This window comes from Pseudorhodoplanes sp. (genome assembly GCF_046289595.1).
Classification (GTDB): Bacteria; Pseudomonadota; Alphaproteobacteria; order Rhizobiales; family Xanthobacteraceae; genus Pseudorhodoplanes.
The window spans coordinates 25,700-38,775 of the sequence record NZ_JBKBVB010000033.1 but is presented as its reverse complement, the minus strand read 5'-3'; the positions used below and the strand labels follow the sequence as shown (position 1 = coordinate 38,775).

12 protein-coding genes are annotated in these 13,076 nt (G+C 63.7%); 9 read left to right on the top strand and 3 right to left on the bottom strand.

Going from position 1 to position 13,076, the window contains the following annotated elements; genetic code table 11:
• The 6 genes from ACK41X_RS09425 to ACK41X_RS09400 all read left to right on the top strand — a co-directional run.
• On the top strand, window positions 1–190 hold a 190-nt coding region (locus ACK41X_RS09425; RefSeq protein WP_409721811.1), incomplete at its 5' end, for a DedA family protein.
• 123 nt (window positions 191–313) lie between these two features.
• Complete coding sequence (locus tag ACK41X_RS09420; RefSeq protein WP_409721808.1) at window positions 314–1,348, top strand: S1C family serine protease; 1,035 nt, start codon at window positions 314–316, stop codon at window positions 1,346–1,348.
• 222 nt (window positions 1,349–1,570) lie between these two features.
• Entirely contained in the window at window positions 1,571–3,151 is a 1,581-nt protein-coding gene (locus ACK41X_RS09415; RefSeq protein WP_409721805.1) for a methyl-accepting chemotaxis protein, read from the top strand.
• Window positions 3,152–3,377: 226 nt separating this feature from the next.
• Window positions 3,378–5,000, top strand: coding sequence for a methyl-accepting chemotaxis protein (locus ACK41X_RS09410; protein ID WP_409721802.1), 1,623 nt, complete (start codon window positions 3,378–3,380; stop codon window positions 4,998–5,000).
• 131 nt (window positions 5,001–5,131) lie between these two features.
• Entirely contained in the window at window positions 5,132–6,097 is a 966-nt protein-coding gene (locus tag ACK41X_RS09405) for a Bug family tripartite tricarboxylate transporter substrate binding protein (RefSeq protein WP_409721799.1), read from the top strand.
• A gap of 12 nt (window positions 6,098–6,109) precedes the next feature.
• Complete coding sequence (locus ACK41X_RS09400; RefSeq protein WP_409721796.1) at window positions 6,110–6,565, top strand: cupin domain-containing protein; 456 nt, start codon at window positions 6,110–6,112, stop codon at window positions 6,563–6,565.
• A gap of 141 nt (window positions 6,566–6,706) precedes the next feature.
• Here the strand turns inward: ACK41X_RS09400 and ACK41X_RS09395 are convergent, their stop codons facing one another.
• The gene (locus tag ACK41X_RS09395) at window positions 6,707–7,675 is read right to left on the bottom strand and encodes a Bug family tripartite tricarboxylate transporter substrate binding protein (RefSeq protein WP_409721793.1); all 969 of its coding nucleotides are present in this window, start codon (window positions 7,673–7,675) and stop codon (window positions 6,707–6,709) included.
• 105 nt (window positions 7,676–7,780) lie between these two features.
• Between ACK41X_RS09395 and ACK41X_RS09390 the strand changes: the two genes are divergently transcribed.
• A complete protein-coding gene (locus tag ACK41X_RS09390) occupies window positions 7,781–8,962 on the top strand; it encodes an FAD-dependent monooxygenase (RefSeq protein ID WP_409721790.1) in 1,182 nt (393 codons plus the stop codon).
• Between the two features lie 72 nt (window positions 8,963–9,034).
• Here ACK41X_RS09390 and ACK41X_RS09385 read toward each other — a convergent pair whose 3' ends face one another.
• Together ACK41X_RS09385 and ACK41X_RS09380 are read right to left on the bottom strand one after the other, a co-directional pair.
• The gene (locus ACK41X_RS09385) at window positions 9,035–10,021 is read right to left on the bottom strand and encodes a hypothetical protein (RefSeq protein ID WP_409721788.1); all 987 of its coding nucleotides are present in this window, start codon (window positions 10,019–10,021) and stop codon (window positions 9,035–9,037) included.
• An 86-nt stretch (window positions 10,022–10,107) separates the two neighbouring features.
• Complete coding sequence (locus ACK41X_RS09380) at window positions 10,108–10,764, bottom strand: glutathione S-transferase family protein (protein ID WP_409721785.1); 657 nt, start codon at window positions 10,762–10,764, stop codon at window positions 10,108–10,110.
• Between the two features lie 132 nt (window positions 10,765–10,896).
• On the opposite strand from ACK41X_RS09380, the gene ACK41X_RS09375 reads away from it, so the two are divergent.
• Window positions 10,897–12,108, top strand: coding sequence for a polyhydroxyalkanoate depolymerase (locus ACK41X_RS09375; protein WP_409721783.1), 1,212 nt, complete (start codon window positions 10,897–10,899; stop codon window positions 12,106–12,108).
• A 347-nt stretch (window positions 12,109–12,455) separates the two neighbouring features.
• A complete protein-coding gene (locus ACK41X_RS09370; RefSeq protein ID WP_409721780.1) occupies window positions 12,456–12,989 on the top strand; it encodes a chemotaxis protein CheW in 534 nt (177 codons plus the stop codon).
• Window positions 12,990–13,076: the final 87 nt, after the last annotated feature.

Below are 13,076 nucleotides of genomic sequence, written 5' to 3'. Positions count from 1 at the left end.
CGGGCTGTGGATCGTGTTCATCGCGCGCTTCATTCCCTTGATGCGCCAGATCAACGGCCTCTTGGCCGGTTCGCTGGCAGTGCCGTGGCACCGCTTTCTGATGGCGCAATCGGCCGGGGCTCTCGTTTGGACCAGCCTTTATACGCTGGGCCCCTATTTCTTCACCGAGCTGTTCCACCACCTCCGGTGAGCCGGGCTGGGGCGGACGCTCCTTCCTTTCGTCGCACCGCACCCTATATCAGCGCGGCCACACACCGGGCGCCGTAGACCCTCGTCTGCGGACCGCGCACAGATGTGTCAGTGAGAGCGTGCCATGCTCGATGTCACCAATATGGCCGCGTTCGACGCGGATGAAGCGCAGCCACATGCCGACAATGCCGCAACCGATGCGGCACTGCTCGATGCCTATTCCAATGCCGTGATCGGTGTCGCCGACCGCGTCGGCCCCGCCGTTGTGCGGGTCGAGACCCGGAAGACGAACAGCAAAGGCCGGTCCGCAGGCGGCGTCGGCTCCGGCGTTATCATCGCGCCCGACGGCCTCATCCTCACCAACAGTCATGTGGTCGAGGGCGCGCGCGAGCTGCGGCTGACGGATTCGGAAGGCCGGGTCATGGAGGCGCGTCTGCTCGGCGAAGACCCCGACACCGATCTCGCGCTGATCCGCGCCGATTCCGTGCGCAATCTTCCCGCGGCGCCGCTCGGCAACTCCAAGGCGTTGCGGCGCGGGCAACTGGTGGTCGCGATCGGCAATCCGCTCGGCTTCGAATCCACCGTGACCGCCGGCGTCATCTCTGCGCTTGGCAGGTCGCTGCGCGCACAGAGCGGCCGCCTGATCGAAGACGTCATCCAGACCGATGCCGCGCTGAACCCGGGCAATTCCGGCGGGCCGCTGGTTTCCTCGCATGGCGAGGTGATCGGCATCAACACCGCGATCATCATGGAGGCGCAGGGCATCTGCTTTGCGGTGGCGAGCAATACCGCGCAGATCGTGCTGAGCGAACTGATCCGGCACGGCCGGGTCCGGCGCGGGTTCATTGGCATTGCCGGGCAGACCGTTGCGGTGCCGCGCCGTCATGCCCGCGTGGCCGGGATCGACGATGCTTCGGGTGCGATGATCACCACGATCGAGCAGGGCGCGCCGGCCGATAGCGGCGGCCTGATGACGCTCGATGTGATCGTGCGGGTCGATGGCGAAACCGTCTCCGGCGTCGACGACCTGATCCGGCTGCTCAATGCCGACCGCATCGGTCGCACGGTGACGTTCGAGGTGCTGCGCCGCGGGATGCTGCGCCAGTTTGACATTAGGCCAATGGAGCGCGTTGCTCCGCGCGCGGCGAAACAGGACTGAGTGCCAGCGCGAACACGCCGTGACCGGTCGAAAGCGCGCTATGGCGGCCTCGCTCGATCGCAACAGTGCCAAAGCAAACCATCCAGATCGATAAGCTATCGAAATCGTTTATACACACTGCAACTGTGAATTAACGATGTTGTGTCAGGATCGCGCAACCATCGACAGCGCGTCTGCGGTTCTCGCAGCGTCAGCGCCTCCAATAAGGTTGAGCGATCCTTCATGACCGACACGATTGAACTTTCCAGTCGCCTCGCATTCATGGAGCTCGACACCAATGCCCAGGCCGATATCAGGGCCCTGAAACCGCTGATCGACAGGGAATTGCCCAAGGTCCTTGACAGCTTTTACAAGAAGCTCGGATCGGAGCCCGAGGTCGCGCGCTTTTTCGCCGACGGCGCGCGGGCGAATTATGCCAGGAACGGTCAGCTGCGCCACTGGGCGCGGATCAGCTCCGGCGATTTCAGTGCCGATTATCTCAAGAGCGCAAGGGTGATCGGCGAGACCCACGCCAGGATCGGACTGGAGCCGCGCTGGTATGTTGGCGGCTATGCGCTGATCACGTCGGCGCTGGTTCGCGAAGTGCTTGGCGAGCTGTGGCCGAAGGGATTCCTGCAAAAGCAAGGACACGAAAAGGCGGCCGACCAGATCGCCGCTTTGTTCAAGGCAATCCTGCTCGACATGGACATTGCGATTTCGACCTATATCGATGCCGCCGAGCAGGCCCGCAAAACCGCCGAGGAGAAGAACGCACTGGCGGCAAAGGAGCAGGCTGCGGTGGTCGAGGCGCTGACCCAAAATCTTGCGCTGCTGGCGCAAGGCGATCTGACGTGCCGGCTTTCTGATGTGCCGCCGCGATATCAGAAGCTGAAGGCGGATTTCGAAAGCGCCGTCGTCAAGCTCAACGAGGCGATCGGCGCGATTTCGGTAATCGCACGCGAGGTTACAGATGCGTCGCAGGAAATCTCGAGCGCGACGACCGCCTTTTCACAGCGAACCGAGGAACAGGCTGCGAGCCTGGAAGAGGCTTCGGCGTCGATGGAGGAGATTGCCGCAACCGTCAAGAACAACGCAGAGAATGCGAGGCGGGCCAACGATCTTGCGCAGGGCACCCGCGAGGTTGCGGATCGCGGCGGCGTTGTGGTCGGCGAAGCGGTTTCGGCGATGGCGCGGATTGCGGAATCCTCCGGCAAGATTTCCGACATCATTTCCGTGATCGATGAAATTGCACGGCAGACGAACCTGCTGGCGCTCAATGCGGCGGTCGAGGCCGCACGGGCGGGCGAGGCCGGCCGCGGCTTTGCAGTGGTGGCATCCGAAGTGCGCAGTCTTGCGCAGCGCTCCTCCCAGGCGGCCAAGGACATCACCGGTCTGATCACCAATTCGTCGGGGCAGGTGAAGGAAGGCGTCGAACTGGTCAACCGCGCCGGCGCGACGCTGCAGGAGATCGTGCAGTCGATCAAGGAAGTCGCCGACCTCGTCGGCGACATTGCCACGGCGAGCGGCGAGCAGGCCGGCGGTATCGAGCAGGTCAACAAGACCCTCGCTCAGATCGACGAAATGACCCAGCAGAACTCTGCAATGGTCGAGGAGAACGCCGCCGCGGCCCGTACGCTCGACCAGCAGGCCGACGAAATGGTCAACCGCATCGGCGCGTTTAAATTGTCCAAACAGCCGCCAAGCGCAGAGCGGACGGTTAAAGCTGTCGCCGGAAAAAGCCCGCGGGCAAACGCCGCGCCGGTCCGCCAGATGCGCAGTACCGGCTCGGCGGCGGTCGCGCAGGATGACTGGGCTGAATTTTGATCGGCTCGGGCGGGCCCGAACCCGGTCCGTCTGCAACCGGAATCGATCGGGGGCTCAGTCCTCGCCCCATGTCTGTAGTCACCTGTGCATTTTTTCAGCGCGCGGGTCGCATCCGGTACATCCGTAACGCTCCTTTAATTTTCACGGTTTACGCCTCGTTAATGGTCAAGCGGCCGGCCAATGACCGGGCGTGCGGCCAGCCAATTCCCCAAAGACTGGACTTTCCATGAGCAAGACCACCGCACTCGCTGAACGGCTTCAGTTCGTCGGCCTCGATCCCAAAGGCATCGGCGCGATCAAGGCGGTGAAGCCGCAGATCGACAAGGAAATGCCGTCGATCCTCGACGGCTTCTATAACAAGATCGCCTCGGTGCCCGAGGTTTCGCGTTTCTTTGCGGACAGCGCGCGGATCGGTCATGCCAAGAGCGCGCAGCTGAAGCATTGGTCGCGGATCAGCTCCGGAGATTTTTCCGAGGAATTTGTGCAGAGCGTGAACCGGATCGGCGGAACCCATGCCCGGATCGGGCTCGAACCGCGCTGGTATATCGGCGGCTATGCGTTGATCACGGCGGAACTGGCGAAGTCGGCGATTGCGGCGATGTGGCCAAAGGGCTTCCTGCAAAAGCAGGGTCACGAACAGGCGGCCGAGACCGTCGCTGCGCTGATCAAGGCGGCGATGCTCGACATGGATCTGGCAATCTCCACCTATATCGAAGCCGCGGAAAGCGCCCGCAAGGCGGCGGAAGAAGAGAAAGCGGCTGCGGCACGGAAGCAGGCGGCAGTGGTAGAAGCGCTGAGCCGAAGCCTGGCGCTGCTGGCGCAGGGCGATCTGACGGCGCGTCTGTCGGCGGACATTCCCGAGGAATACGGGAAGCTGCGGGAGGACTTCAACGCGGCGGTCACTGCGCTTGGCGAGGCCGTCGGCGCGGTTGCCGAAGCGGCGCAGGAAGTCACCGGCGCTTCGCGCGAAATTTCTGCCGCGACGACGGCGTTCTCGCAGCGAACCGAGGAGCAGGCAGCGAGCCTCGAACAGACCTCCGCCTCGATGGAGCAGATTGCCGCCACGGTGAAAAACAATGCGGACAATGCCAGGCAGGCCAACGCGCTTGCGCAAGCCACCCGCGAGACCGCCGATCGCGGCGGCGCGGTGGTCGGCGAAGCGGTCTCCGCCATGGCGCGGATCGAGGAATCCTCGCGCCGGATTTCCGACATTATCTCGGTGATCGACGAGATCGCGCGTCAAACCAACCTGCTGGCGCTGAACGCCGCGGTGGAAGCGGCGCGCGCGGGCGAAGCGGGGCGCGGCTTTGCGGTGGTCGCCGCAGAAGTGCGCAGCCTTGCGCAGCGCTCCTCGCAGGCGGCGAAAGACATCAAGGATTTGATCGTCAATTCCTCGGGCCAGGTGAAGGATGGTGTCGAACTGGTCAACCGCGCCGGGTCAACGCTCAACGAAATCGTCGAATCCATCAAGCGCGTCGCCGACATCGTTTCCGAGATTTCGACGGCGAGCGGCGAGCAGGCCGGCGGTATCGATCAGGTTAACAGGGCGCTGAACCAGATGGACGAGGCGACCCAGCAGAACTCGGCGATGGTCGAGGAGAATGCCGCTGCGGCGCGGACCCTCGATCAGCAAGCGGCCGTGATGATCGAACGGCTCGGGCGCTTCAAGGTGACACGCCAGTCGCGCGCCGCCGGCGCCGCTGCGCCGGTCCGCAAAGCGCCGGTGCCGGTTCGCCCGGTTGCGGTCCAGCGCAACGCGGCTCCTGCCGTGACTGTGCGCGGCAATGCGCGGCAGATGCAGACCGCACTCGCCAGGGCGATCACGTCGGACGACTGGGAAGAGTTCTGAGATACGATCTGAAGTTGCGGTCTCCTGCGACAGGGATGCGCGCGGGGGACCGATGCGCAAATCGCGTCTTGCCAAGCGCCTCCCGTTATGGCCACTTCGCGCGCAACGAAGAGTCAAGCGGGAGATCGCTCGTGCGTGGTGTCGTGAAGGTCGGATTGGCCGGCGCTTTATTGTTTGCAATCGGCAGCGTGTCCGCCAGCGCGCAAGATTATCCGACGAAGCCGGTGAAGCTCTTGGTGGCGTTCGCGCCCGGCGGCCCGGCAGATTCCATCGCACGTCTGATCGGTCAGAAACTCAACGAGCGCTGGAACCAGAGCGTGATCGTCGAAAACCGGGGCGGTGCCGGGGGAAACATCGCCGCCATGCAGGCCGCCAAGGCTGACGCCGATGGCTACACCGTGCTGGTTACCACGTCGGCCTTCGCGGTGAACCAGACGCTGACGAAAAATCCGGGCTATACGCCGGACGACTTCAGGGCCGCCGCGATCGTCGCGACCACGCCCAATCTGATCATCGGCGCGCCGAACCTGAAGGCAAACAACCTGAAGGAAGCGATCGAGCTGGCCAGGACCGAAAAGATGACCTACGGCACGGCGGGCGCAGGCACGACGCCGCATCTGTCGGCCGAACGCCTCTTCAAGCTGGAAGGCAAGGTCGATATTCCGCATGCGCCGTTCACCGGCGCGGGTCCGGCGACGCAGGCCGTGCTCGGCTCGCATATTCCGCTGGCGAGCGTTGCCTTGTCCGCTGCGGTGCAGAATGTGCAGTCCGGCCAGGTGAAGGGCCTTGCCGTCACCAGCAAGGAGCGCGTGAAGGCGCTGCCGAACGTGCCGACCGCGCGCGAACTGGGGCTCGGCGACGCCGATGACACCACCTGGGTCGTGTTCTTTGTCCCGGCCAAGACGCCCGATCCGGTCATCCAGAAGATCAATGCCGACGTGAACGCGATCCTGAAGGACTCGGATACCGAGGCAAAGCTCGAGGCGATCGGCTTCATGCCGGTCGGCGGATCGGCCAACGACGCCGAGGCTTATGTGAAATCGGAGACCGCGCGCTGGGGCGAAATCATCCGCCGCGTCGGTCTGGAACCCAAATAGGAAAGTCTGGCAATGCAGGTTCGCCGCGTCGTCACCGGCCACAAGGCCGATGGCAAAGCCACCGTTCTGATCGACGAAATCTCAAAGGACGTCGTCAATCCGCGTCAGGGCTGCACCTTCTTCAACATCTGGTCGACAACGTTACCCGCCAGCAACGAGGGCAGCACCGACGGCGCCAAGGAAATCGTCGGCACCGCCATGCAGGATCGCGCGGTGTTCCGGGTGATCGAATATGCGCCGGGCGTTGCGCCGCGCAATCATCGCACCAACTCGATTGACTATGCCGTGGTGCTCTCGGGGGAGATCGACATGACGCTCGACGACGAGATCGTGCATCTGAAGGCGGGCGATGTGCTGGTCCAGCGCGGCACTATCCATGATTGGGTCAATAACGGCGACAAGCCCTGCGTGATCGCCTTCGTGCTGATCTCGGCAGAACCGGTCGGCGCGCTGCAGGCGGTGGGGTAGGGTTCAGAAAGCGCGTTGACAATTGTTTTGCCTGGCCGGTCTTGTCCCGGCCACCCACCCCCCTTCCTCGGCATCGTGCTCCCCAGGACGAGGATGCCCGGCACAAGGCCGGGCATGACGGCGGATGGCGCCTGACGCCGGCTACCCCCCGATCTTCACACTGGCGTCCTTGATCACGCGGTGCCAGCGCTCGACTTCCGAGCGCAGATATTGCGCGGTCTGCTCGGTCGAGCCGCCGACCGCTTCCGCAGACAGCTTGGCAAGCCGGTCCTGAATGGTCGGATCGCGCAACGCTTCATTGATGTCGGCATTGATCTTCTCGGTGATTGCCTTCGGCGTGCCGGGCGGCGCCACGACCGCATACCAGGCGACGGATTCGAAGCCGGGCAGCGTTTCCGCCACCGTCGGCACATCCGGCAGGGATTTCATGCGCTTGTCGGTCGCCACGGCAAGCAGGCGCAGCTTGCCTGCCTGCACCAGCGGAAGCGACACGCCGAGATTGTCGCACATGAAATCGACATTGCCGGCGACGAGGTCCTGCAAGGCGGGCGCGGTGCCGCGATAGGGCACATGCTGCACCTTCACCCCGGCCATCAATTGCAGCATTTCGGAGGTGAGATGCGACGTGGTGCCGTTGCCCTGCGTTGCCGAGGTGACCTTTCCGGGATTGGCTTTCAGATGCGCAATGAATTCGGGAAGCGTGGTGGCGCTCACCTTGGCCGGATTGACGATGACGCCGTTCGGCACCTGCGCCATCACGATGATCGGCTCGAACTTTGATGCGTCGAATTTCAGGTTCGGGTACAGGTTCTGGTTGATGACCAGTGGGGGCGGTGGCGCGGAAAGCAGCGTGTAGCCGTCGGGCTCGGCGCGGAAGGCCTGTTCGGAGCCGATATTGCCAGCGGCGCCCGTCGGGTTTTCGATCACAACCGGCTGGCCCCATTTTTTCGACAGCCAGTCGCCGATCAGGCGCGGCACGGCATCGGCGGTGCCGCCGGCCGGAAACGGCACGATGATCTTGACCGGGCGGTTGGGATAATCCTGCGCACAGGCTGCCGTTGCGGTGCTTGCGATGACGAGTGCGGCGCAGAGCGCGCGAATCTTGAACATGGACGTCTCCCGAACATTTTCGTTGTGACAGGCTTGCGCTAGACTACCTTGAATCTGCCGCGCATCCGAAGCAATTTCAGTGTCGCAGGCATCGGAGTGACAGCCATGACGGATTCACGGCCAAGCGTTGCCATTGTCGGCGGCGGCATTGGCGGATTGTTCGCTGCCAATGCGCTGATCGCGCATGGTCTCAAGGTGCAGGTATTCGAACAGGCGCCGGCCTTGGGCGAGATCGGCGCCGGCGTTTTCATCACGCCGAATTCCGTGCGTCAGCTCGAGCGCGTGGGGCTCGGGCCTGCGGTTGAGAAATGGGGCTCCCGGGTCGGCGCGGGGTCGCGTTATTTCCGCGACGATGGCTCGACGATCGCGCCGGTGCAGGTGACGGATTCCAAAGGCTGGAACGCGACGTTCGGCATGCATCGCGCCGATCTCGTGGGCTTCCTCGCTGCTGCCTTGCCGCCGAGTGTGGTTTTCACCGACCATCGCGCGACCGGATTTTCGCAGGAGGACAAGGTCGCTCGCGTTACCTTCGCCAATGGTGCGGTGGTGGAGGCTGATATTGTCGTAGGCTGCGACGGCATTCACTCGGAGATGCGGCCGCACGTCTACCCGCCGTCCAATCCGGTGTTTTCCGGGACCGTCGCCTATCGCGGTCTGGTACCGCACGCGAGCCTGCCGGGCTGGCCGAACGATGCGTGGATGATGTGGCTCGGACGCGGCAAGCACTTCCTCGCCTTCCCGGTTCGTGCGGGGCAGCTCATCAACTTCGTCGGCTTCGTTCCCGCGGATGCGCAGATGAAGGAAAGCTGGACCGCCAAGGGCGATCCCGATGCGCTGCGTGCGGAATTCGCTGGCTGGGATCCGCGTATCGAAAGGCTGCTGAAGCTCGTCGACTCGACCTTTAAGTGGGCGCTGTATGACCGCGAGCCGCTGCCGGTCTGGAGCAAGGGCAGGCTGACGCTGCTCGGCGATGCCGCGCACCCCATGCTGCCGCATCTCGGGCAGGGCGCAAACCAGTCTATCGAGGATGGCATGGCCCTCGCCACGATTCTCTCGCAGGCCGATCGCGACAGCGCGCCCGCCGCTCTGGCGGCCTATGAACAGCTGCGGCGCGAGCGGGTCGCGGGCGTGCAGCGCGGCGCGCGCGAGAACGGTCTGCGCTACGACACGATGCTCGGCGACGAAAGGAAGCGGGACGCCGAGATCGTCGCCCACGCCTCGTTCCGCAAGACCATCTACGATCACGACGTGGTGGTCACGGCGAGAGAAGCAGCGGCAGCGCTGTAGCGGCGCAGGCGCCGCGTAGACGGTGGTTTCCGGAAGCGCTCGCGCTCAACCCGCGTTGCGGCGCACACGGGCTCACGGTTTCCGATCCAGCCCGTCCTCCGGGATCGACCATTGCCGGCGCAACGCTTGCAGCGGCGTCTCGACATATTTCCAGAAATCCCAGCCCGGCGCGAAGGTGTCGATGGTCGCGGTCTTGCCGCCGGCATAAGCGTGCCAGAATTCTTCGGGGTCAAGCCCGCCCTTGGCGTGCTTCGCCACCGGGTTGATCTGGATGTCGAGATGCCAGGAGAAGATCACCGGCAGGATGTGTCCGGCCATCGGCAGCCGGCGATGCATCGCGGCAGTGAAGGTCGAGACCAGAAGCTCGCCGCGCGTCGAGGTGTCGTAGCCCGACACGATATGCGCGGTGTCGTGCGGAAAGCCGAAGCCGGCATTCAGTCCTGAGGGCTCGCCGGGGAAGGCATAGCCGTTGCTGCGATAGTGACGATAGAAGGCGAGGCCGAAACTTCCCTCGGGAAGCGAGCCGAGCGCTTCGCACCGCGCGGCGAGCGCCGGGTCCGGTGTTTTCTCGTAAGGCATCAGCCAGGCGGTGGCGTCGGCATCTTTCCAGTCCTTGCCGGTGATCGACAGCATATTGGCACGCGTCATGTCGGCGAGCGCCTCCTTGACATGGCCGGCCGCCGCTTCCGCGATCTCGTCGATATAGCGCTCATGCACGCCGAGTGCGTTGGCATAGTCGACGACCTTGGCGATCTTGGCCTTGTCGAGTGAGCCGTCGATAAAGGCCATCACGGTTGCAAATTTCAGCGCGTCCTGACGCAGGGCCGGATCGCGCAGGGCGCCGGCGAGTGCGGCCGGGGATACCGGCTGCACCTTGTCGACATCGAGCGGCTGGGTGTCTCCGAAAATGTAGCGCGACGCTGCGGCCAACGCCCGCCGGTCGGCCTCGCTCAGTCGCGAATTCGTTTCGGCGACGCCGCACATCGCACCGAGTATGCTCGCTGCCTGCTGCGGGGTTGCACCGGGGATGAACGGGTTGACATCGATAAGCGGCGACATGCGGCTTCCTGGTGCGCCTCCTGTTGGACAGGCAGCCTATCACACCCATCGACGCGCGAGGCGACAAACAGCCGCAAGAGCGTGTGTCAGAACTCCACGTCGAGTTCCTCGAACTCGTCGGGCTCCTCTTTCGCCGCCGCGATCCATTCCTGCATCAGCGGCATCGTCATGATGGTCTGGCAATAGGCCGCGCAGGCCCTGTCGAGCTTCACATCGTAGGTGACGAAGCGCGAACAGACCGGCGCATACATCGCATCCGCCAGGCTCGGCGTCTTGCCGAACAGGAACGGTCCGCCATAGGCGGCGAGGCACTCGTTCCAGATCGCGGTGATGCGGTCGATGTCGGCCTGCGCGCCGGCCCAGACCTTGAAGCCGGGATAATGCGCCTTCATGTTCATCGGCAGCGCCGAGCGCAGATTGGCGAAACCGGAATGCATCTCGCCCGACACCGATCGGCAATGCGCGCGCGCCACCCGCTCCTTCGGCAGCAGCCCGGCATCCGGGTTGAGCTCGTTGAGATAGCCGCCGATCGCCAGCGTGTCCCAGACCCTGACCCCGTCATGGGTCAGTTTCGGAACCAGAAAGGAGGGCGACAGCAGCAGCAGTTCCGCCCGCACCGACGGGTCGTCGCTGTCCACCATCACGGTCTCGAAGTCCAGGCCTGCGAACTTGCACAGCAGCCAGCCGCGTAGCGACCAGGATCCGTAGTTCCGGCTGCTGATGGTCAATGTGGCTTGCGCCATCCGAAAATCTCCCGATCGGGCGCTCTGGGCGCCCGCCCACGTTGCACCGGCCCGGAAATTATCTCGCAGCGCCGGAAAAAATGCACTACGCTTTGCTGCATTGCAACAGGGGCGGCGGGGGGCCGCGTGGGAATGCTTTATCAGGTGTATCAGGCGAGTACCGACATGATGGTGCCGGTTCGCGCCCTTGCAGGTTTTGCGCTGTCGGCGCACCGTGCGGCCCCTCATCTCAACGGCGATGCGATCCGCAACCTGACCGCGGCCTATGAACTGATTTCGCGGGCGCGCCTCACCCATACCCGTCCGGACTACGGCATCCGCAGCGTCGCGGTCGGCAATCGCGAAGTCGAGGTGACCGAGGAAATCGTTCACACCACGCCCTTTGGCACCCTGCTGCGCTTTCGCAAGGATATCGACATGGCGCAGCCGCGCGTGCTGCTGGTGGCGCCGCTCTCCGGCCATTTCGCCACGCTGCTGCGCGCCACCGTGCGAACCATGCTGCCGGAGCATGACGTCTACATCACCGACTGGCACAATGCGCGCGACATACCGACGTCGGCCGGCCGGTTCGGCTTCGACGATTACGTCACCCACCTGATCGATTTCCTCGAAAAGATCGGACCGGGCGCGCACATGATCGCAGTGTGCCAGCCCTGCGTTGCAGCGCTGGTTGCCGCGGCGGTGATGGCAGAGGACGATCATCCGGCCCAGCCGCATTCGATGACGCTGATGGCGGGCCCGATCGACACCCGCGTCAACCCGACCAAGGTGAACGAACTCGCCAAGAGCAAGCCGATGTCATGGTTCGAAAAGAACCTGATCGCGCGGGTGCCGTTCCGCTATGACGGGGCGTTCCGCCGGGTCTATCCGGGCTTCGTACAGCTCGCCGCCTTCATGAGCATGAATATCGACCGCCATACCAAGGCGCATCGCGATCTCTACGACAATCTGGTCAAGGGCGAGCTGGAGAAGGCAAAGGCCACCAAGGATTTCTACGACGAATATTTCGCGGTGCTCGATCTCACCGCCGAGTTCTATATCGAGACTGTCCGGATCGTGTTTCAGGAGCACAAGCTGCCGCTCGGTCAGTTGGAATACGAGGGCCGGCCGGTCGATCCCAGGGCGATCCGGCGGACCATGCTGCTGACGGTCGAGGGCGAACGCGACGACATCTGTGCCGTCGGCCAGACTCTGGCGGCGCATGACCTTTGCACAAGCCTGCGGCCGTATCGCAAGCGTCACCATTTGCAGCCGGGCGCCGGTCATTACGGCGTGTTCAGCGGCAAGAAATGGGAGCAGCAGATCTATCCGCTGGTGCGCAACCTGATTTTGGCTGCGGAGTAGCGGAGCCGTACGATCTCGGCGGCCTGCGTGCGCACGATTGGCGCCGTTTGAAAGCGCGGCGGCAGAGCCAAAACTTTCCGCATGATCCAAACGATCCTCGTCATTGCGCCGCCTCCATCTGAGGTCGCGACTAAAAGTAATGATCTATAAGAATTGATGTATTGCGAGATTTAATTCAAAATTTACACTAAGCCTTCATGTTATTCGCAGCTGGGGTCTGAGCGGCAGGCTGACGGGCGATGTGTCGCAGCCGGACGCTGCCCGTCTCCGCCACAAGTTTGTTGGACGCGTCCCGCGCATGTTTGCACGCGGGAACGTCCGTGTGCGCGATGAAGGAGCGAGGTCCGATGAGCGAAATGACCGTGACTGGCGAAAGCGGGCCCGCGCTCCCGCGTGACGGGGGCGAACCTGGAAAGGATATCCAAACGGAACTGATCACCTTCGCGATTGGCGCCGAGCAATATGGCGTCGATATCATGGCGGTGCGCGAGATCAAGGGCTGGTCGGACATCACCCATCTGCCGAAGCAGCCCGATTATGTGCGGGGCGTACTCAATCTGCGCGGCGTCATGGTGCCGATCATCGATCTGCGCTGCCGATTTGGCGGAGGGCTGACCGAGGCGACGCCGATCCACATCGTCATCATCGTGCAGACCGGAAGTCAGCAGATCGGTCTGCTGGCAGACCGCGTCTTGGACATTGTCGCTTTCGAACAGGCGCAGGTGCGTCCGGTGCCGCGGGTATCGGGCGAGACCGCGCTGTCGTTTCTGTCGGGCCTGATCAATTGCGAGGCCGGCATGATCGCGCTGATCGATATCGACCGGTTGCTGGAGCTGGATTCGAGCGTGGGCGGAGCGGCGATTCCGGCTCAGGCCGCGTGAGGCCGCCTAAAAAGTTTCGCCTGTTCATGCGAGCGGGCGCTTCCACATCGGGCGTTAGTCAAGACTGAAATTGAATCGGCGGAGATT